General features: G+C 68.5%; 26 protein-coding genes. 10 read left to right on the forward strand and 16 right to left on the reverse strand.

Annotated features, from left to right (window positions below):
• Positions 1-26 precede the first annotated feature (26 nt).
• From ACIA1L_RS22485 to ACIA1L_RS22510, 6 genes are all read right to left on the reverse strand, one after another.
• Positions 27-431, reverse strand: coding sequence for a hypothetical protein (locus ACIA1L_RS22485; protein WP_396074829.1), 405 nt, complete (start codon positions 429-431; stop codon positions 27-29).
• A 19-nt stretch (positions 432-450) separates the two neighbouring features.
• Positions 451-1,113, reverse strand: a complete 663-nt coding sequence (locus ACIA1L_RS22490) for a DUF433 domain-containing protein (protein ID WP_396074830.1) — start codon at positions 1,111-1,113, stop codon at positions 451-453.
• A gap of 807 nt (positions 1,114-1,920) precedes the next feature.
• Positions 1,921-2,277: a hypothetical protein gene (locus ACIA1L_RS22495; RefSeq protein WP_396074831.1), complete on the reverse strand. Its 357-nt coding sequence runs from the start codon at positions 2,275-2,277 to the stop codon at positions 1,921-1,923.
• 1,107 nt (positions 2,278-3,384) lie between these two features.
• Positions 3,385-3,912 carry a hypothetical protein gene (locus ACIA1L_RS22500; RefSeq protein WP_396074832.1) on the reverse strand — a complete coding sequence of 176 codons (528 nt, stop codon included), beginning with the start codon at positions 3,910-3,912 and terminating at the stop codon, positions 3,385-3,387.
• Positions 3,913-4,215: 303 nt separating this feature from the next.
• Positions 4,216-5,076 carry a tyrosine-type recombinase/integrase gene (locus tag ACIA1L_RS22505; RefSeq protein ID WP_396074833.1) on the reverse strand — a complete coding sequence of 287 codons (861 nt, stop codon included), beginning with the start codon at positions 5,074-5,076 and terminating at the stop codon, positions 4,216-4,218.
• Complete coding sequence (locus ACIA1L_RS22510) at positions 5,073-5,840, reverse strand: hypothetical protein (RefSeq protein WP_396074834.1); 768 nt, start codon at positions 5,838-5,840, stop codon at positions 5,073-5,075. Before ACIA1L_RS22510 ends, ACIA1L_RS22505 begins: the two co-directional genes overlap by 4 nt.
• A 224-nt stretch (positions 5,841-6,064) precedes the next feature.
• On the opposite strand from ACIA1L_RS22510, the gene ACIA1L_RS22515 reads away from it, so the two are divergent.
• From ACIA1L_RS22515 to ACIA1L_RS22525, 3 genes are all read left to right on the forward strand, one after another.
• Positions 6,065-6,265 (forward strand): hypothetical protein, encoded by a 201-nt coding sequence (locus ACIA1L_RS22515; protein ID WP_396074835.1) that lies wholly within the window; start codon positions 6,065-6,067, stop codon positions 6,263-6,265.
• Between the two features lie 588 nt (positions 6,266-6,853).
• The gene (locus ACIA1L_RS22520; protein ID WP_396074836.1) at positions 6,854-7,282 is read left to right on the forward strand and encodes an ATP-binding protein; all 429 of its coding nucleotides are present in this window, start codon (positions 6,854-6,856) and stop codon (positions 7,280-7,282) included.
• Positions 7,283-7,293: 11 nt separating this feature from the next.
• On the forward strand, positions 7,294-7,596 hold the full coding sequence (locus tag ACIA1L_RS22525) for an STAS domain-containing protein (RefSeq protein WP_396074837.1): 303 nt from the start codon (positions 7,294-7,296) through the stop codon (positions 7,594-7,596).
• Between the two features lie 6 nt (positions 7,597-7,602).
• Here ACIA1L_RS22525 and ACIA1L_RS22530 read toward each other — a convergent pair whose 3' ends face one another.
• Entirely contained in the window at positions 7,603-8,019 is a 417-nt protein-coding gene (locus ACIA1L_RS22530; RefSeq protein ID WP_396074838.1) for a nuclear transport factor 2 family protein, read from the reverse strand.
• An 86-nt stretch (positions 8,020-8,105) separates the two neighbouring features.
• Between ACIA1L_RS22530 and ACIA1L_RS22535 the strand changes: the two genes are divergently transcribed.
• From ACIA1L_RS22535 to ACIA1L_RS22550, 4 genes are all read left to right on the forward strand, one after another.
• Positions 8,106-8,477 carry a YciI family protein gene (locus ACIA1L_RS22535; RefSeq protein ID WP_396074839.1) on the forward strand — a complete coding sequence of 124 codons (372 nt, stop codon included), beginning with the start codon at positions 8,106-8,108 and terminating at the stop codon, positions 8,475-8,477.
• The gene (locus ACIA1L_RS22540) at positions 8,471-9,664 is read left to right on the forward strand and encodes an RNA polymerase sigma factor (RefSeq protein ID WP_396075106.1); all 1,194 of its coding nucleotides are present in this window, start codon (positions 8,471-8,473) and stop codon (positions 9,662-9,664) included. Before ACIA1L_RS22535 ends, ACIA1L_RS22540 begins: the two co-directional genes overlap by 7 nt.
• A 94-nt stretch (positions 9,665-9,758) precedes the next feature.
• Positions 9,759-10,775, forward strand: a complete 1,017-nt coding sequence (locus tag ACIA1L_RS22545) for an SGNH/GDSL hydrolase family protein (RefSeq protein WP_396074840.1) — start codon at positions 9,759-9,761, stop codon at positions 10,773-10,775.
• A gap of 89 nt (positions 10,776-10,864) precedes the next feature.
• Entirely contained in the window at positions 10,865-11,182 is a 318-nt protein-coding gene (locus tag ACIA1L_RS22550) for a hypothetical protein (protein WP_396074841.1), read from the forward strand.
• Here the strand turns inward: ACIA1L_RS22550 and ACIA1L_RS22555 are convergent.
• The 3 genes from ACIA1L_RS22555 to ACIA1L_RS22565 are packed head-to-tail and all read right to left on the reverse strand — an operon-like array spanning position 11,160 to position 12,627.
• Entirely contained in the window at positions 11,160-11,840 is a 681-nt protein-coding gene (locus tag ACIA1L_RS22555) for a DUF2786 domain-containing protein (RefSeq protein ID WP_396074842.1), read from the reverse strand. The genes ACIA1L_RS22550 and ACIA1L_RS22555 overlap by 23 nt on opposite strands.
• A 7-nt stretch (positions 11,841-11,847) precedes the next feature.
• Complete coding sequence (locus tag ACIA1L_RS22560) at positions 11,848-12,240, reverse strand: hypothetical protein (protein ID WP_396074843.1); 393 nt, start codon at positions 12,238-12,240, stop codon at positions 11,848-11,850.
• Positions 12,241-12,276: 36 nt separating this feature from the next.
• Positions 12,277-12,627 (reverse strand): hotdog fold thioesterase, encoded by a 351-nt coding sequence (locus ACIA1L_RS22565; RefSeq protein WP_396075107.1) that lies wholly within the window; start codon positions 12,625-12,627, stop codon positions 12,277-12,279.
• Between the two features lie 147 nt (positions 12,628-12,774).
• Here ACIA1L_RS22565 and ACIA1L_RS22570 point away from each other — a divergent pair, with 147 nt between their 5' ends.
• Positions 12,775-13,020 carry a hypothetical protein gene (locus ACIA1L_RS22570; RefSeq protein ID WP_396074844.1) on the forward strand — a complete coding sequence of 82 codons (246 nt, stop codon included), beginning with the start codon at positions 12,775-12,777 and terminating at the stop codon, positions 13,018-13,020.
• 3 nt (positions 13,021-13,023) lie between these two features.
• Here the strand turns inward: ACIA1L_RS22570 and ACIA1L_RS22575 are convergent, their stop codons facing one another.
• The 4 genes from ACIA1L_RS22575 to ACIA1L_RS22590 all read right to left on the reverse strand — a co-directional run bounded on the left by ACIA1L_RS22575 (position 13,024) and on the right by ACIA1L_RS22590 (position 16,039).
• Positions 13,024-14,319, reverse strand: a complete 1,296-nt coding sequence (locus ACIA1L_RS22575; RefSeq protein ID WP_396074845.1) for a PrsW family intramembrane metalloprotease — start codon at positions 14,317-14,319, stop codon at positions 13,024-13,026.
• Positions 14,316-14,510 carry a hypothetical protein gene (locus tag ACIA1L_RS22580; RefSeq protein ID WP_396074846.1) on the reverse strand — a complete coding sequence of 65 codons (195 nt, stop codon included), beginning with the start codon at positions 14,508-14,510 and terminating at the stop codon, positions 14,316-14,318. Before ACIA1L_RS22580 ends, ACIA1L_RS22575 begins: the two co-directional genes overlap by 4 nt.
• Positions 14,511-14,562: 52 nt before the next feature.
• Positions 14,563-15,132 (reverse strand): hypothetical protein, encoded by a 570-nt coding sequence (locus ACIA1L_RS22585; RefSeq protein ID WP_396074847.1) that lies wholly within the window; start codon positions 15,130-15,132, stop codon positions 14,563-14,565.
• Between the two features lie 130 nt (positions 15,133-15,262).
• A complete protein-coding gene (locus ACIA1L_RS22590; RefSeq protein WP_396074848.1) occupies positions 15,263-16,039 on the reverse strand; it encodes a class I SAM-dependent methyltransferase in 777 nt (258 codons plus the stop codon).
• An 18-nt stretch (positions 16,040-16,057) separates the two neighbouring features.
• On the opposite strand from ACIA1L_RS22590, the gene ACIA1L_RS22595 reads away from it, so the two are divergent.
• Complete coding sequence (locus ACIA1L_RS22595) at positions 16,058-16,429, forward strand: PPOX class F420-dependent oxidoreductase (RefSeq protein ID WP_396074849.1); 372 nt, start codon at positions 16,058-16,060, stop codon at positions 16,427-16,429.
• 106 nt (positions 16,430-16,535) lie between these two features.
• Here ACIA1L_RS22595 and ACIA1L_RS22600 read toward each other — a convergent pair whose 3' ends face one another.
• Positions 16,536-16,745: a BldC family transcriptional regulator gene (locus tag ACIA1L_RS22600; RefSeq protein WP_014687221.1), complete on the reverse strand. Its 210-nt coding sequence runs from the start codon at positions 16,743-16,745 to the stop codon at positions 16,536-16,538.
• Positions 16,746-17,048: 303 nt separating this feature from the next.
• Positions 17,049-17,888 (reverse strand): hypothetical protein, encoded by an 840-nt coding sequence (locus tag ACIA1L_RS22605; RefSeq protein ID WP_396074850.1) that lies wholly within the window; start codon positions 17,886-17,888, stop codon positions 17,049-17,051.
• A gap of 164 nt (positions 17,889-18,052) precedes the next feature.
• Between ACIA1L_RS22605 and ACIA1L_RS22610 the strand changes: the two genes are divergently transcribed.
• A complete protein-coding gene (locus tag ACIA1L_RS22610; protein WP_396074851.1) occupies positions 18,053-19,135 on the forward strand; it encodes a Glu/Leu/Phe/Val dehydrogenase in 1,083 nt (360 codons plus the stop codon).
• Positions 19,136-19,246 lie beyond the last annotated feature (111 nt).

The following is a 19,246-nucleotide window of genomic DNA, read 5'->3' on the forward strand; positions in this document are numbered from 1 at the left end:
CCGGCAGTGGGGCGGTGGACCTGGCCCTATGTGGTTGGCTTACGGCGCTTTCGGTTGAGCTCAGCCCGGCGCCGTTCGTAGCTGACAACCTTCTGCGGCATGAGCCAGTACACACCGGGGCGCCGAGCGCTCGCGAGCGAGCAGATTTCGGCGAGGTTACTTCCGAGCAACTCCAGGATGTGGTCGCGTAGGGCACTCCCAGGCAACATGAACATGTGAACCTTGGCGTCAAGGTACGCCTGCAGTTCTGCGGGCCGGTCCATGATGTGCTGATCGCGGCAGAACACTACCCATCCCCGAAGGCCGGCTAGTGCAAGCCAGTCCTCGTCATGCAGCGTCTCCAGGAGACGTTCCCGGCCGAAGACCGAACTGGCGGTGTGGACTGTGTAGCCGAGGTCGGCGAGGAAGTTCCGGACTGATCGTCCGGCCATATTCTCGTCGATGTAGAACTCAGGCGGCGCGGCCCAGGAGGATGCGGGCGGCGGTACGGACGTCGGCGATGTCGAGCCCGAACTCTTCTGCGACCGTGCCAGCGTCTTCACCTGCCTTCATCATGCCGGCGACGTCTGCCACGCGAGTGCCCGAGCCAGCGAAGATCGGCTGCCCGAACGAACGACGGACGTCCACCACAACCTTGGACGGCAGCCAATGGCGCAGCTCGAGCTGGCGAGGTATGTCATTGTCGTCCCAGGAAATATAGGTCATGTAGTCCTGAACGATGTCTCTAAGGACATGCTGGCCGGTATCGCCCGCAATGAGGCCTTCGCCCTCTTTGCTCCGCGCGAAGTCCCACAGTACGTCGATGCCGTCGGTGGCCAGCTCGCGCGAGGTTAGAACGTATTCCCGCCCGAACTCCGCCTGCAGCCGCACCAGAGCGGGCCTAATCTTCTGCATCCGCATGCCGGCATCACGTAACGCCTCGAGCACGTGCCCTTCGGCCAGGGCAATGAAGGAGACCGGCAGCCGGGTCGACTCTCGGTCGACTACGTGCAGCAGCGGCTCCCCGCGGCGGTATCCCCGCGCCCAGTTGTGAAACGTCTGCTGGGGAACCCGCAGATATCTGCCGGCTTGCGCCAGGTTAAGCAGGCCCTCGGTGAATCGTAGGTCGTTCACCGTCGCCCCCTTCCCCGCCAGCTTCGTTTCCGCTCATGAGCCTGTCATATCTGGCACATGAAAGCACATTGTCAGAGCACCGACCAGACTGTCAGGGACACGACACATAGAGGTTGCATCCGACCTTCTCGGGGCTCCCTGTTTCGCAGCCGTGGGCGTCTGGGCTGCAACCCAGGTGATTGCTGCCGCCTGGCTGTCATATTGAGGCTTGCCGGTGACCTCCCGCGCGGTCGAACGCGACTACTGCTCCCATGATCACACTCCGTTGACGTCGTGCCGTGCGCACGAATCGTGTGCACGGGCCTCGGAAATCGTGTGCACCGGCCGTACACACGGGGTTCTGCCAGGACCAACACGCGCCCGTCCGGAACCGTGTGCACGGGCCCCGGACGAACGCATGTGGCGGGCACGCTGCGTCACACCGTCTCGGGTGTGAGGATGCGGTACGTGTGCCGTTCGGTGCGGCGTAGCCGCGAATCGTCGACCAGGCCGCGCAGCGTCTGCAGGATCCGGGCCCTTCTGCTCGGCCGTTCCGAGGTCGGCGAGCATGGCCTCGGCCTCGCGGGTCTCCCGCGAAGTAGGCCTGGGCTCCGGCGATTTCCGGCTCGTGTACGTAGCCGTTCATGGTGATCAGGTAGGCGGTGTACCGGGTGAGGCGGTAGTTCAGCCCTGGACGTCCGATCGAGTTTTTACCGGCGCCGGTAAAAACCTAGCTGACCTGCGAGAACGCCGATTGGACATCGTGGCCTGCCAATGCGGAAGACGCTCGCGGCCGCACCGAGTTGGTGAGGGGGCGTTTCTGCGCGCTCAGTGCTTTGTCCGGGCCACGGTGCCGTCGGGGTTGACCACCAGCGCCACTCTGGACATCCGGCTCGTCGCCGCCACCAGCAGCCAGATGAACACCCAGAACCCGCAAGTGAGCAGCGTCAGAAGCAGGTGCAGCACGTGGTTGGGTCGCGAGCCGGACACCATCACCGCCATCGTCTCCGAACGCGACTCGACCGCCCATCCGGAACGAACGTGGTTGGCGACCTCGACGTCGAGGACGCTCGCGGCATAAGGCTGGCCATACGGCAGCGGCGACATCGGTGGGGCGCTGGGCACGGCGGGCACCTGGTAGCGGGGATCGGGGGCCTGCTGGGGATAGGCCTGGTAGTGCGTCATGGCGACCTCGAAGATCCGGGCTGGGTGGGCTGGTGGTCGCGGCCGGCCCCAGCCCGAGACCGGCCGCGCGCCCACCATGGACTGCACGCGCGGCGGCGCGAAGCAGGCGCGGCGGCATCTCGGATGATCGTTAGGAGGTGCCGCCCGGACGGCTTACTACGACCGTGGTGGCGGCTGGCAGCCGGGGATCCGTTGTGGAGCAGCGCCGCGGCGGCGGCGATCGTCACGGTTGCGATCAGCCCGCTCGCTCCGTAGAGGTAGGGGTGGCGGCGTCCGAGTTCCATGTCGGCGGACATCTGCCGCCGTTCGCGCCTCGACAACATCGGTCAGCCTCTCTCGTTGATCACTGTTCGTGCACCCGTCAGACCCGTCAGCGGAGGGGTCAGAAGGCCGTCAGACCCCCGACAGTCGGGGCTGACGGGGTCGCATGCGCGTGCGCGCGTTTAGGGGGCGGGTCTGACGGGGGCTGACCCCCGTCAGACCCGTCAGGTCACGGAGCGTGTACTCCCGCGCCTGCATGTCGAGGTGTGGCGGAAGGCCAACCGGCGCCGATGGAAGGCACCCTTCCGTATGCCGCGGAAGGCACCCTTCCGCCGCAGGTCAAGACGCATGTACGCGGACACCGATGTCCGCGCTGTGGTGCGCGACGGCGAGCCCTGGTTCGTCGGCGCAGACGCGATGTCGCCACGCGCTCGGCGCTGCTGCGGTTCGAACCTGACTGCCGCGCCGGCCGAAAGCGTGGTAGCGGGCCGGCGTCACCATCACACCTGCTGCCCTCGTCACTGCCGAGGGCAGCAGGCACCTGCCTAGTTCGGGAGTCCTTGAGTGCGCGGGCAGAAACCTTGATGGCGGCTCTGACCAGCGTTGTCCCCGGGGACGGGGACAAGGTGGTCGTACGGCGGTCGATGGTGTGGAGGCCCCGAGCTGCTGGCCCGGTTGGGGGTGGCCCCGAATCCGCGTTCTTGCGGGTCGCCCAGCTTTTCCAGGCGCCGGGAAAAACTCGATCGGTTGGTCTGGACCGAACTGCCGAGCAGGTTCGAGTTTTGGCAGGTCAGCGCCAATGTACGTAGAGGGTCTCGGCGAGGAGCTGCGCGTCAGCTCGTAGCTCTATCCTGCAGCTCTGATGAGAGCGACACCCAACTCGCGGGCGTCCGCCGGCTGCAGCATCAGGTCTTCGCCGGACGTGCCGGTGTGCAGGTGCACCGACCGGCCGTCGATCGTGCTGGCGCGCACTTCGAGGGGCGTGGCTCCGACGAACTCGCTGACCGCTGACACAACCACCGTCGTCACGCCGGTGATTGCCCAGCCTGCCGTGCCGGCGGCGTCGACCTGGTCGGCGACCGCGAGGAGGTGCTGGGCGAGCTCGCGTATCTGGCAGGCGTGCAGCTCGACGTCCTCGCGCACCTTCTCGACGATGCCGACGGTCTGGACGACGCCAGTGGTTTGGTCGTGGCGCTGCTCCATCCACGTGCTGACGGTGACGGCGTGGTCCGCGTGGGTGGCGGAGGCCCCGGTCACGTATCGCGGTGCGGTGGCGTGGTTGGTGGAGCCGTCGACGCCGGTGTAGTGCTCGATGCACCCGGGCGGGCAGGTGGCTTCAATGCTCTTCCGCCGGGGCTTCTCGGGGCTACGCATCGGTGACGCCTTTCGATCATTGCGGGAAGGTCAGAAGAGGTGCGGCAGGTGCTGGGCAAGCCGCTATGTACTCGCTGGCACACCTGTGTTTGTGCTGCTCGGGGGCGTGTGCCGCCGCGGCTGGCAATTCTGGCTAGGTGCGTCGTGGGCGCTCGGGTCGCAGTGCGTCCGGAGCGGGACGCACCCGGTGCGTCTATCGACAGACGCGGTGCGTCCGAAGTCCGGGCGCAGTGCGTCCGACCATCTGTCCTGGGCAACGGTGGGCCAGGCGCTCACGGTTGCCCAGGAGTTGATGGGCAGCGGTCAGAGGACGGCGAGCGCGGCGCGCTTCTCGTCGTCGTCCACCGCGGTGTACCGGGCGGTCGTCGCGAGGGAGGAGTGCCGCATCAGCTCTTGGACGACGCGGATGTTCGCCCCGCCGCGCAGCAGCTTGGTCGCGTACGTGTGCCGGAGACGGTGCAGGCCGCATTTCGGCATACCGAGCCGCGTGACGTAGTAGGCGTATCGGCACGACATCTGGTCGGCGTTCATGTGCCCGCCCGTCACCGGGTCCGGGCACACCGGACCCGGCCCGCGGTCGCGGACCATTTCACAGATGATCGGGTGGGTGGGCAGGTGCGCGTTCTTGCCGCCCTTGCCGGCCACGACCGAGATGGAGTCCTCGGTGATGTTTTCGCGGGTGAGCTTGGCGATCTCCATGGCCCGCAGTCCGGCGTACAGGGCGAGCCGGACCGCGGTCCGGTACGGCTCTTCCTCGATGGCGAGGAGGCGGGCTACGTCGGCGGCGGGGAGGGGCCGCGGCACCGTCTGGTTCTCCTTCGGCCGCTTCATGCCTTCCATCGGGCTGGCCGGCAGCCGGCCGGTCACAACGAGGAAGTTGAAGTAGGCGCGCAGGTGCGAGAAGTAGGTGGCCTTGCTGGTGGACGACAGTTTCAGGCCGGCCAGCCAGCGCGCGATGTCCTGCCGGGTCATGTCCTCGAGGCCGGAGAGGCCCTCGCTGATGACGATCGAGTTGACCCGGGTCAGGAGCTCGACGCGCACGTAGATCGTCTTCTCCGAGTGGCCCTGGGCGCGGGAGTCCTCGATGAAGGCGTTCACGGAGTCCGGGAGCAGCTTGCGCAGGTCCAGGGCGGTGAAGCTGGGCATGAGGAAGTGGACGGTCATCGGCTGGTCTCCGTCGTGCTGGTCGAGGTGCTGTCGAGATTCATGGCAGGCAGGTTGCCGGTCGGTTCGGACGCCAGGGCGGCCAGGGCCACGTCCTGCAGGACGTCGGCCAGGGCGAGCGCCTCCGGCGGGGTGAACGGCTGACGGTTGGAGTCGAGGTGCACCAGCGGCGCCTCGCCGTGGACCTGGTCCAGGCCAACGGAGACTTCGTTCGGCCCGTGCCGGCCCCACCGTCCGAGGGTGGTGGCGACGAGTTGCTCGACCGCGACATGCTCTAGGCGGTTGTCGGCGTTCAGCCAGTGCGTGGCGCACCACGGTGGGCAGTCGACGACGCGGGGCGTTGCCACGAAGCTGGCAAGCTGGCTGGCAAGGTCGCTGGCGCTGCCAGCAAGGTTGGTGGCACGGATGCCAGGATCCGTGGCAGCGCCACGAACGTTCGTGGCACTGCCAGCAACGGCCGTGGCACGGGCAGGTGCCCGTCTGCCAACAGCGGCTTCTGGTCGTGGCAGGAGGCTGGCCAGGGCTGCGGTCGTGGCAGCGCATCGGCCGAGCACGAACTCCTTGACCTGGCTGCCAGCACGGGTTGCCAGCACGAGCAGCGACTGCGACTCGTCGAAGCGGGCGAACAGCACGAGGTAGACGGCGACGGTGGCAGCGAGTCCGGCGGCTGCCACGGTGGCAGCCGAGCGGTGCATGCCGTGCTGGCCGGCGGTGCACGCTGCCAGGTCACACCAGTCGGGGTGCTCGAGAGCAGAGCGCGTCATCGGGTCACCGCCGTCGCGGCGGCCCGCGGGGCGGGGGTGGACGGGGTGCATACGATGCTCATGGGTCGCCTCCCAGGGCGATCAAGGGCTCGGGGTTCAGGGGGTTGCAGCCCTCCTGCCGAGCCCGCCTTGCGTTATGCCAAACAGGTTGGCATGGTCGCCGCTTGCGCGTCAAGCGTGTTGGCCTAGTTGTTTGGCAAATTGGGTTGTGGGAGACTGCCGACGTGGATCAGCTCGAAGAGGTCGCCCGCGAGTACCGCGAGGCCAAGGAGGTGCTCGACGCCGTACGGCCGCGCCTCGCCGCCGCGATCGTCGCTGCTGCCCGCGGCGGCAGGCGGCAGGGCGAGATCGTCAGCATCACCGGCTACACCCGCGAGCGCGTACGGCAGATCTGCCGAGCGGCCGGGGTCGAATCGGGCTCCTAGCGCTAGGTTTCTGCTAGGGAACCCGTCGAGATCTTCCGGGACAGGCCGGGATCGAGCCGCATCGCCGATCCAGGGAATGGCAGGCAAAACACCGCTGTGGCACAGGCGGGGACGAACCGGGATGATCAGCGCTTAACTGAAAATCGGAAGGTCGGCGGTTCGACCCCGCCCCTGGCCACCAAGCCTCTCGCCGGGCTTTGAGCACCGCCCACCTGCGGAAACGCACGGTGGGCGTTTTGCTTTCTCCCCTTCCTGATCTCGGCGCACGGTTGACCTCTGGTAGCACGTTTGCCCTTGATCACCCTCTGGCATTGCACGCTCGATGCACGCTCCCCCGCCACCCAGGGCGGGCGGCCTCACGCGCTTGGGCGGCGTGGGATGTGGCGTTGAGCGACTGATGCGGTTCCACGCCGGTCTCACCTGCACTGGCTGACCAGTCAGGTAAGGCTGTCGGCCGGTCTCCGCTCGATCGGCTGTCCGCGGATGAGCCGCGACGGCGCGAAGGGCGCAGCTCGGGCTTGCCGACGGCTCACCGGGATGGGGGATCTGCGTACATGATCGGCGGGCTGGGCGGGCATTGAGGCGCGCATGGCCTTTATCAGTGCGCAGAGCCCGCCCCGGATGACCGAGTTGCAGCGGTGGGTGTTGGACAGTCCCACCCAGTTGAAAGTCCTGCGGGCTTCGCTGCACAAGGCGTTGACCGGCCAAGTGTTGGCCGAGGGCGCCGCGCTGGATGAGGTGCCGGAGAAGGTGGTTCTGGTGGCTACGGAGCTGGCTACCAATGCGTTGCGGCACGGGTTGCCGCCGACGATTGTTCGGTTGGGGCGGGCCGGGGATCGGTTTGTGCTGGATGTAGCTGATCATTCGCCGGAGGCGCCGCCGGAGTACAGCGTGGGTCGCCCGCTCGGGGCGGGTGGGCTGGGGTTGCAGTTGGCGAAGCAGTTCTCGCTGGACATGGGCTGGTATGTCGAGAACGACACCAAACACGTATGGGCGGAGTTCCCGGCACCCGCTTAAGATCACCAGTGATGGCTAGCGATTCTTTTCAGATCAGCCAGGACGCCGGCAACGTCGGTCTGTCCGGTGATTTCGACATCAACGCGCGGGACGAGCTGCGGTCGGTGCTGGTGCGGGCGGTGGAAGCCGCCGACGGCTCGGGGGTCGTGGTGAATTTCGACCGGGTGACCTTTCTCGACAGTGAGGCCATGGGCGCGCTGATCGACGGGATCGTTGCCGGGCGTGACGCGGGGGTACGGGTGTCGATCGTCAACGCCCATGGCCTCGTGCACCGGGTGCTTGAGGTATCCGGGGTGCTCGAGCTCTGCGACTGAAGCGGGTCAGGGCTTGAGGTTGACCGAGGCTTGGAACGAGCCGTCCATCTCGAACGGCACCGACTCGTGCTCGTGCGTCACCTGCCAGCGTCCGTCGCGCTTACTGAGGCCCAGGGTGGACCGGAACCAGAGGCTGAAGCTTTCCGAGCCGCCGACCGGGGTGGCGCTCAGGCAGTTGAGACTGGTGCAGTAGGCCACGTCGCCCCCTGCGGTGATTTCCAGGTCGGTGACCTCGAGGCTCATCGGTCCCTCGAACGTGTCGAGCCAGGCCTGCACCGATTCGATCGTGCTCCCCTGCTGCCGCAGCGGCGGTGCCAGCGTGTATTCGACGGTCTGCGGCGCGTTGTGCTGGAGCATCGCGGCCGGGTCTTTCGCGGCGACGGCGGCGGCGCGGGCGTGGACGAGCGTACGGATCTCTTCCATGGTCTTCTCCTCGTGATTGGCTGTCAGCGGTAGGTAGAAGCTGCCGCTTCAGCTTCGACGTCCCGGACGAGAAGAAGGAGGGCGTCATGAAATATCTGATCCTGATCCAGTCGAACGAGCGGTCCCTGGCGGTCTGGGAGACCCTCTCCGACCAGCAGCGCACCGACTTCGGCGTGGGGCACCGCAAACTCACCGAGGAGATGCGCGAGGCGGGCGTGTATGTCGCCTCGGAGGGGCTGGCCGATCCCGAGTTGTCCACCTGGGTGTCGGTCCGCGACGGGAAAACCATCTCCGCCGACGGCCCGTACGCGGAGGTGAAGGAGCACTTGGCGGGCTTCTATCTGATCGACTGCGCCGATCGGGAAGAGGCGGTGGCCTGGGCGGCGAAGGTGCCGGACGCGGCGTACACGCAGGTGGAGGTGCGGCCGGTGCTCGACATGAGCGGCTGGGAATTCTGAAGCCGGCGCTGGAGGACCTGCTGCGGGAGCATGCGCCGCAGGTCCTGGGGGCGCTCGTCCGCCGGTACGGCGACTTTGCCGCCTGCGAGGACGCCGTCCAGGAGGCTCTGCTCGCCGCCGCCCAGCAGTGGCCGGGTGACGGGGTGCCCGCACAGCCGCGAAACTGGCTGATCCGGGTCGCGTCGCGGCGCCGGATCGAGATGCTGCGCAGCGAGGATGCCCGGCGGCGACGGGAGGATGCCGTTGGACACGAGCCGCCGGCCGCTCCGGTCTCTGCGGTCGACGACTCGCTGACCCTGTTGCTGCTGTGCTGCCATCCCGCCTTGACCACCGCCTCGCAGGTGGCGTTGACGTTGCGGGCGGTGGGTGGTTTGACGACGGCGGAGATCGCCCGGGCGCTGTTGGTGCCGGAGGCCACGGTCGGCCAGCGGATCAGTCGGGCGAAGCAGCGGATCCGGGAGGCCGGGGCCACGTTCACGCTGCCGCCGGCGGGTGAGTTGGCGGTGCGGCTGGTCGCCGTACGCGAGGTGCTGTATTTGATCTTCAACGAGGGGTATACCGCCAGCTCAGGCGCGCGGCTGCACCGGGTGGAACTGACCGCTGAGGCCGTACGGTTGACTCGGCAGTTGCATGCGCGACTGCCCGCTGACGGTGAGAATGCCGGTCTGCTGGCGTTGATGTTGTTGACCGACGCGCGTCGCCCGGCGCGGGCCCGGGCGGATGGGGCGCTGGTTCCGCTCGCCGAGCAGGATCGGGCGGTGTGGGATCACGCCGCGATCGCCGAAGGCGTCGCTTTGATCACCGCGACGCTGGCGCGGGCGCCGATCGGCCCCTATCAGCTGCAAGCCGCCATTGCGGCCGTGCACGACGAGGCGGCGAGCGCGGCGGAGACGGACTGGCCGCAGATCCTTCGGCTTTACGAGATGCTCGCTGCGCTGGCGCCTGGCCCGATGGTGACGCTGAACCGGATCGTCGCGCTGGCCGAGGTCCGCGGGCCCGCCGCGGCGCTCGCCGAGCTGGCACAGCTCGAGCCGCAGCACCGGGTGTTGGCCGTCCGCGCGCATCTGCTGGAGAAGGCGGGCGACCTGGCCGCCGCGCATGCCGCCTACCTGGCGGCCGCCCGGCTGACCTTGAGCGTGCCTGAGCAGCGCTACCTGACGTCCCGGGCGGCCGCACTCGCACCGTGATCACAACCCACGGCTACCGACCGACAATCGTGTGGGTGGCGTCACGACCGATCAGTGCTGGCAACGAGCCGCAACTGATCGGGAGGGGTACACCGTGGGGGTCCTTGGGCAGAAGTTGTCCGGCGCCGGCCGGCTGGGCGTCAAGGCCATGACCGGTGTGCTCGCCGCGGGCCTCGCGGTGGGCGTCGGCGCGCCGCAGGTGGCCTCGGCGGTGGCGATCGTCAACCCGCCCGCACCCGTCGCGACGGCGAGCGAAACCGGCACTCAGGGCTTCGAGGGGCTGCGGGTGCTGCCGCTCGGCGACTCGATCACCCGCGGCACCGGCTCGCCGACCCGCTCCTCCTACCGGATGGCGCTGGCCGAGCGGCTGCTCAAGGGCGGCATCCAGATCAACTACGTGGGCTCGCAGCGCAACGGCACCGGCTCGGACGTCAACCACGAGGGTCACGGCGGCTGGACCATCGACGAGCTGTCGGCGGAGCTGGACGGCTGGCTGGACACGTACCGGCCGGATGTGGTGCTGGTGCACGCCGGCACGAACAACATCACCCAGGGCCACGGCCCGACCGCGACCGCCCGCAAGCTGTCCGCCATGCTCGACCAGATTCGGGCGAAGGCACCGACGGCGTACATCTTCGTCGCGCAGATCGCCACGTCGCGGATGCCGACCGAAGCCGCGCAGGACCGCGTCTACAACCGGCTGATCCCGAAGCTCGTGGCCGAGAAGCAGGACGACCGGATCACCGTGGTCGACCAGTCCTCGGTGCGCGGCATCGACCTGCACGACCTGCGCCACCCGAACGACTTCGGCTACTCGAAGATGGCCTGGAACTGGTACCAGGCGATGGCTCCGGTCCTCGGCGCCTCGGGCGACACCGGCCCGAACCCTTACCTGGCCCGGGAGACGGTCCGCTGCCTGGCCAACAAGGTGATGATCGACGGCGAGAAGCACCACCGCACCGAATGCCGCACCTGGAAGCTGCGCGACGGCGTCTGGCTGACGCTGCGGGCGACGAACCAGACCTATCGCGTACGCGTGAACGGCAAGGTCGAGACCCGCACGCGTACGGTCCAGCGCTGGACCGGTCCGGGCAACCTGCTCAACGTCTGAGTCCTCTTTGCCGGAATTTGCAGACAGCTAGCGGATTCGGCACGTGTTCCGTAGTGCTAACCGGGAACCGAGTTCCCGGGAGGAAGCACGTGCCGAAATTCAGCAGTGCGGAAGAACAAGCCGCGTGGACCCTCGCCGAGGCGTTGAGCGAGAAGGCGATGGGGTGCATGCGCGAGGCCGAACTGGCCGCGGAGAATTTTCGTCTCGGCAAGCAACAGATGCGGCGCAATTTCAAGGCTCGCGGCCTGTCCGAAGTGGACGCCGACATCCGCTGGTCCGGCACGACCCGGGCCAAGAAAGCCCTCACGGACAACGGCTGGTACATGTCTCAGGCGTCGATGTACAACGCGGCAGCGGCGACGCAGTACGCCAAGGCGCTCTACCTCAAGAACGGTGCAGGCTCCTAGCGCCACCCAGATCGGCAGTCCGGCCGGCGGCATATCCCTGACCGCGGCCGGTGCCGGTCAGCCGGCGCGGGCCGAGCCGGGCCAGCTTCGGGTACGTCTCGTCACGGCGCCGCTCGACCACCTCAGCCCGGTCCACCAGGACCAGCCCCGCGCCCGGTGCCGCAGCAGCCGCCGCTTGCTCCGTGACCGTGAGCCGGGCCCGAATCGCCTCGGTGAAGCCCACCAGCCAGGACCGGCGGAATGCGGCCGGATGGTCGTGCCGGGGCACCACCGCCGCGGCGAGCCCGTGCGCCGCCTGGATCAGCAGCGACGTGAACAGCAGCTCCACCCGCTCGAGGTCGGCGCTGTGCCCGAACAGGTGCACCCGCGCGGTGCCACGCCGCTCCAGATGGACGGCTTTACAGCGCAGGGCGAGCGCGACCGCGCCGAGCAGGGCGGCCTTGTCCCGGGAGTACGGCGGCTCCACCGAGAGCACCCGATCGCCGACCGGGTCGAGGGCCGGGTCCGCGCCGGCCAGTAAAGCCTGGTCGATGCCGTACTTCGCGATCAGCTCGGCGGCTTTGGCGGTGAACGCCTCGGCCTCGGGCGGCGTGCAGGCGGGATCCTCAGCCTTGGCAAGCAGCTTGCGAACGCGAGCGAGCAGCGGAGCCTCGGCCATCCGCAGTTCAGGCTGCCCGGTGGCGCAGGGTTGCCACCGTTGAACCCGCGAGAGCCAGTAGGCAGTCCGGGAGCTGGCCGTCGGCGATGGCTGCACCGAAGAGCGCCTCGCCGGTCGGAATATCACCGTTCACGTACGCGCTGACGAACCGCGCCACCCACCGCTTGTCGTAACGTGCGTCGTCGATTCCGGGGAACTCCAGGGTCCAGAGCCCGCCGGTGGGCACGTTGCGTCCCACCATCGTCGCGGCGAGACACCACGCCACGTCGTACGCGCCGACGACACCCGCCCGGTCCACGACCGCGTCGAAGGTGCAGACCACAGCGTCACTGTCGCCGGAGAGCGCGCAAGTGAGCACCTGCGCCGCGTCGTCGAATGCGTGCTGTGGTACGTCCGTCACGTCTAGAAAGGTACGCGGATTCGTCAACAGGTGCTCTCATGCGCCGCGTAAAAGGCAGGTAAGCCTGGCAGTGCACGCGCGGTCCCCGTCCTCGTCGGTGATGACGATCTCATAGGTGACTGCAGTTCGGCCGCGGTGCACGGGAGTCGCGACGCCGGTGACCGTTCCGGACCGGACCGCCTTGTGGTGGGTGGCGTTGATGTCGACGCCCACCGCGAACGGGCGGTCGACGGTCGCGCCGTGCAGCACCGCGCCGACCGAGCCGAGCGTCTCCGCCAGAACGCAGGATGCTCCACCGTGCAGCAGCCCGTACGGCTGGGTGTTGCCTTCGACGGGCATCCTGGCGACGACGCGTTCCGGGGTCGCCTCGGTGATCTGGATGCCCATGCGCTCGGCCAGGGCGCCGTGCAGGCCGTTCAACGTTGAAGTCACGTTCGGCAAGGCTACCGGCGAGTTCCGTTCTCGGCTCGTAAGGGTAGAAGACAGGTCCTACGTTGGTACGAACACCGACGGACCCCCGAGCGAGGAGACAGCATGAGCGAGCCCGAGATCGTGGAAACCCGCGGGGACGACCGCGTTGACCTGCTCGCTTCCGACACCAACGGCGACGGCAAGCCGGACGTGTGGGTCGCCGACACCGACGGTGACGGCAAGGCCGACCTCTTCCAGTTCGACACCAACAACGACGGCAAGGTCGACATCACCATGGTCGACCTGGATCAGGACGGCACCCCGGACCTCATCGTCGACGGCGACGGCGGGCTCCCTCCCGCATCCTGACCCTCAGCCGCCGCCCAGAGCGCTGACGGCGGCCCAGAGGACGGCCAGGGCGAGGGCGGTGGAGAAGGCTGCCGAGGCGGTTCGCCGCCACGGCCCCCTGCCGGCCGGGACGACAGCTTCGGGGTGGCCCAGCCGGGTCAACGTGCGGCGGTGCCGGCGCACCTCGCGACACCAGCGGCTGAGATCGGGCGTACCCCGGCTGATCTCGACGGCCAGCCGGGCCTGCGCCCGCTGCAGCCGCCGGACCGCCGCCCGCGCCCGCAGCCCTGCCTGCACTCGGGCATGCCACCGCGCGCTCGCCCGCCGCGATCCGGACCGCAGCGCGTCAAGCTCGGTGGGTGTCACCAGCTCCGGATCGTCGAGCGTCGCGAGCTGCGCGGTGTAATAGTCCGCCTCCCGGTCATGCGCCGCCCGCACCAGAAGCCAGATCAACAGCAACGGCGGCAAGCCCTTGAGCACGAGTACGGCGAGCAGCGCCACGGCGCCGTTACCCAGCCCATCGCGCAGCAGCGGCGAATTCCACAACATGTGTGACGCCCACGCACCGAGAACTCCTAGGGTTGCCACGCCGATCCGGAACCGGGCGGTGCGGTCGGCGCGCACGACGAGGTAGCCGATCCCCGCCCCGGCCAACGCGCTGAACAGGGTGTGACTCCAGACGCCGGACAGAAAGCCGCGCAGCAGGAACGTGGTGATGACCGGTTCGACGTGGTCGCCCCGACCGGCCAGGGCCACCGCGCTCATCGCGTACACGATGTCCTCGACGATCTGGAATCCCAGCCCGACCATCGCGCCATAGACGACGCCGTCCAGCACGCTGTTCACCTGGCTGCGGGCGACGAGCACGATGGCGACCACGCCGAGCGCCTTGGCGATCTCCTCGACCGTCGGCCCGGCCAGCGCGGCACCCCAGCCCGCGGCGAGATGCGTCGAACCCAGCTTGGCGATCAGGTCGTCCAGGGCGGCACTGCCCGGGATCGAGACGGCTGTCGCCACCAGCGCACCCCAGGCAAACGCGAGCGCCAGCAGGGCGGGCGGCTCCCGCTCGAGAAAGTCCAGCTCAGAAACCACAAACCAGAACGGCACCGCCAGCAGGGCGAAGAGGGCGGTCGCGGTGACCAAGGCAATCGGGTACGCCTGGGCGAACCGCACCGCAATCACGGACATCCGAGCGGCTCCGGCGAGCAGCACCGCCAGGACGATCCAGAATGCGGGTTGGCGCAGGACGCCCCGGTCCGGCTCGGCGCCGGGCTGCACGGGCGCGGACCGGGCGCTGCGCAACCGAGGCTCCGCGGTCATCGGGTCTGCTCCGACAACTCCGCGGTCATCGGCCGCTCCGACAGCTCCGCGGTCATCGGCCGCTCCGACAGCTCCGCGGTCATCGGCCGCTCCGACAGCTCCGCGGTCATCGCCCGCTCCGACAGCTCCGCGGTCATCGGCCGCTCCGACAGCTCCGCGGTCATCGGCCGCTCCGACAGCTCCGCGGTCATCGGGTCTGCTCCGGCAGCTCCGCGGTCATCGGCCGCTCCGGCAGCTCCGCGGTCATCGGGACCGCTCCGGCACGAACGTGAGGGTGCCGGTGCTGGCGTCGATGACCGGCAGGGTTCGGCCCAGGTCCAGGTCGTCGCCGCTGACCGTGACCTCGATGGCGCGCCCGGCTGTGACGAAGACGGCGTAGCGCCCGCCGCGGCCTGGGCCGCTGTAACCGCCCTGGAGGCCGGTCAGGCCGCTCGCGGTCGCCACGGTCAGCTCGGTGCCGGTTACCTGATAGCCGGAGGTGCCGGTGATGCGTTGCCGCAGTCGCGCGACCGCGGTCGGCAGCGTGCCGTGGTAGGGCTGGACGCTGACCAGGTAGCGCACCGGGCCGAGCCGAAAAAGCACGGTCCCGGAGTCATTTGCCGGCCGGGTCTCGGTGACATCGATCCGCGCGCCGGGCGGTGGAACAACAGTGACCCCGCCCCCGATCGCGTACGGCCGGTCGGTCGGCACCGCACGGTCGGCGGGTAGAGCGTGGTTGAGGGCGGGCAGTCCGAAGGCAAGTCCGCTCAGGGCGGCAACGAGCGCGACGGCACCGAGGAGGTTCGTCCGCTGACTGCGCGTAACGCCTCCCATCCCCATACGCTAACCGCCAGCGCACAAAGACCTCAGATAGAGAGCATTTTGTCCGTTTACTCAGATTTGCGCGCACAGGAATCCAGCGGGCACGACCGAGGTCAACCACACACCGTTAGCGCTGCGGTGGTCATGAGGTCAACTCCATGACCGCAAGGTAGTAAGGCCGATCCTGGGTGTCGACGGATTTCAGCGTCCAGCCAGTTCCCCGCAGCAGCTCCGCCAGCTCCTCGACCGAGCAGTTCAGATAGTCGAACCAGTCCGTCGCGTGCAGCCGGTAGCGCAGCCGAAGCCGCAGCTGGCCGCCGATCCGGCCCCGCTCCCGGTTGCGCTGGTGATAGGCCACATGCACCGGATCGGTCGTGCCGTACGGGTCGGTGCCCTGCGCGACGATCCGCGCACCCGGCTGGGCCAGTGCCGCCAGCGCCGCCAGAAAGGTCGGGGCGCGCTCGGGGCCCTCCAGCAGACCGAGGTTGTTGCCCAGCAAGAGGAACGTGTCGTACCGGGTCTCCGCCCGCGCGTACTCGTCGACGGCGGCGACGACGGTGTCACGCAGCCCGAGTTTGCGCGCGATCTCGATGGCCCCGGGCGAGGTGTCCAACCCGGTCACAGCCATGCCACGGCGTTGCAGCTCGATCGCCGTACGCCCAGCTCCGCAGCCGATGTCGAGCACGGCACCCCGGCACAGCCGCAGCGCACGCACGTCGTGTGGCTGCCAGTGCTCGGGCTCGGCGAGATAGTGATCGGCAGGGGCGCCGTTGATCAGCCCGTCGTCCCGCTCGATGATCTCGATGACGGGCCGGGGCACTCGCCCGCCGGCCAGGGGCCGTGGCCCGACTCCGGTGCGTACGGCGTACGCGTCCCGGATCATCTCGCCGAACACGTCCCCGAGCGGTGGCTGATCCATTGTCACTACTCTTGACGCATGCCCACGTTGGAGCAACTCGGTACCGAGAAGTACGCCCTGCTGACGACGTTCCGCCGGGACGGCCGAGCGGTGGGGACGCCGCTCTGGGTGGTCCCCGACGGCGCCGGGATCGCCTTCTGGACGCCCAAGGGCACCGGCAAGCTGAAGCGCATCCGCAATAGTGGCCGGGTCACGGTCACGGCTTGCGACCTGCGGGGCAACCCGTCGGGCGAGGCGGTCGAGGCGACCGCGCGGATCGGCGACGAGGCCGACCGGATCCGCATCGGCAAGGCCCTGACCCGCAAGTACGGCCTTCTCGGCCACCTGACGATGCTGGGAAGCCGGCTGCGCCGTGGTGTGCACGGCACGACGACCATCCTGGTGTCCTGAGATTTTCCGTGCTTCCGGAGTCTTACCCCCTCCGGAAAACGGAGAAGGGGCGATTCGCCTTCCCCGGCGCTCGCCCCTTCTATCGATCCTTCGTCGTCGACCTTGTTCAGTCGCCCTGACGCTGCGTCGGAATCTGTCCTTGCAGCAAGGCCCGAACTTCCGACTCCCGGTAGCGACGGTGCCCGCCCAAAGTGCGAATTGCACTGAGCTTGCCCGCCTTTGCCCACCGGGTGACGGTCTTCGGGTCGACTCGGAACATCGACGCCACCTCGGCCGGGGTCAGTAGCGGCTCAGGATCATGCGTACGCGATGCCATGGGTCACTCCTCCACAGGTACCTATAGACATCGGCCGGGGTCCCGCCGGCCGGTGCGTCTCTCATGGTCCGGCTAGTCCCCGATGTCCGACATGGGCCGAACGGCCGAACGTCCCTAGATAGACGGTTGAAGCATGCCCGATTTATGCAAGTTTTCTACGCCAGAAAGTGTCTTGTTTGGACCGAAAATCACGCTTCGCGGATCGGTGATTACGAAGAGTATTCGCCTTGAGAGCGCTCTCTGGCGCGCCCTTCCGTGACCCTTCGTCCCGTTTCGGCTGGTCACGGCGCTACCCCCGGCGGCCTAGTTGCAGCGCTCGAGCAACTGCACCGCACGCCACCGGGCGACCAACTTCTCGTACGCCTCCGTCGCGGCTTCCGCATCCCCCCGGGACAGTGCCGAAAGTCCGGCCGCCACCAGTCCGGGTGAATCGTCCTCGCGCAACGCGTCGTCCTGCAGCAGCCCGGTCAAGCCGCCATAGTCGAGCTCGACGATCGACCGCGGGTGAAACTCCTCCAACCACCGCGTGCCTTCCTCGACCGCCTCCGTGATCGGCGCGTCCCCCAACGACTTCCGCAGCACCGACACACCCCGGTGCGCCCGCCGCCGGGCCTTCGAGATCTCCGTGCGGTAAACCAGCGAGCGCCGGCCGCCGGACAGGTTGATCTCCCGCTCGTCCAGGTCCACAAAGACAAACCAACGCAACGGCACACCCCACGTCGCGACCTGCTCGTGCACCCGGGGCACGCCGTGCTCCAGCACCTTCGCCCCGCTGCGCCAATCCTCCACCACAGCCTTGGCCTGGCCGGCCAGCACCGGTGGCACGAAAGCGTCGGCCAGGACGCTCGGCACCCCGTCCCGGGCATTCAGCGCCGCCTCAGCCACCCGGAGCCGTAGATTCCAAGGACAAACAAGCAGCGAATCGCCCCACTCCAACACGTACGCCTCGTCCGGCAGGTCGGGCAGTCGGGTCCAGCCCGCACCCAGCGCCTCCAGCACGGCAGTGCGCTGCCGGACCGGTCCCTCGACCGGGCCCAGCGCCCGCCCCTCCCGCGCGTACCGCCGCCAGAAGAGTTGGCGGTCTCGGTCGAAGGCGGTCAGCGGTTCATAAACGCGCAGGTACGACGCGAACAGTGACGGCACGGCGCGATCCTTTCACGAAACTGCCCCCGATTGACTCCCCTCACGCAGCCATTTGGGTGGCAACATGCACGGCTAGGCTCGCGATGTCCGGCAACACCCCGCCGGACCAGGCAGGGCGTCCCACGAGGGCGCTCGACAAAACACACACTCAGGAGAGAGCAGTCATGGGCGTGTTCGTAAGCAGCGACGGCATCGAGGCCGCCGGGCACGAGCAGGTCGTCTTCTGTCAGGACCGGCACACCGGCCTGAAGGCGATCATCGGTATCTACTCCACGGCCCTCGGGCCCGCGCTGGGCGGCACCCGGTTCTACCCGTACGAGAGTGAGGAGGCGGCCGTCACCGACGTGCTGAACCTCTCGCGCGGCATGGCGTACAAGAACGCCCTGGCCGGCCTCGACCTCGGCGGCGGCAAGGCGGTCATCTGGGGCAACCCGGAGCTGGACAAGTCCGAGGCGCTGCTGCGCGCGTACGGCCGCTTCGTCGAGACCCTGCGGGGCCGCTACTACACCGCCTGTGACGTCGGCACCTACGTGCCGGACATGGACGTCATCGCCCGCGAGACCAGCTACGTGACCGGCCGCAGCGTCGAACACGGCGGCGCCGGCGACTCGTCCGTCCTGACCGCCTGGGGTGTCTTCCAGGGCATGCGCGCGGCCGCCGAGCACACCTGGGGCCGGCCCACCCTGGCCGGCCGCCGGGTCGGTATCGCCGGCCTCGGCAAGGTCGGCAAGTACCTCGCGGGTCACCTGATCGAGGACGGCGCCACCGTCGTGGCGACCGACGTCAGCCCGGCCGCGCTCGAGTGGGCCCGGGCGACGTACCCGCAGATCGACATCGTCCCGGACACCAAGACGCTGATCACCAGCGACATCGACGTGTACGCCCCGTGCGCCCTCGGCGGCGCCCTGGACGACGACACGGTCCCGGTGCTGCGCGCCAAGATCGTCACCGGTGGCGCGAACAACCAGCTCGCCCACCCCGGCATCGACAAGATGCTCGAGGAGCGCGGCATCCTCTACACCCCGGACTACGTAGTCAACGCCGGCGGCGTCATCCAGGTGGCCGACGAGATCGAGGGCTTCAACTTCGAGCGCGCCAAGCTCCGGGCTACCAAGATCTTCGACACCACCGGCCAGATCCTGCGCCTCGCCTCCGACGAGGGCGTGCCGCCGGCCGTGGCCGCGGACCGCCTCGCCGAGCGCCGGATGGCCGAAGTCGGACGGCTCCGCAGCATCTACCTCGGCTGAGCCTTTTGTACGCCGTCGCGCGTCGCGTCCCACCCCGGTCACGACGCGCGGCGGTGGTACACGTAACCCGAGGTGCCGAAGGCGGCATCGTCCATGTACCGTAAGACCCAC

Origin of the sequence: Actinoplanes sp. NPDC051859, from assembly GCF_044452725.1 — a bacterium.
Classification (GTDB): domain Bacteria; phylum Actinomycetota; class Actinomycetes; order Mycobacteriales; family Micromonosporaceae; genus Actinoplanes.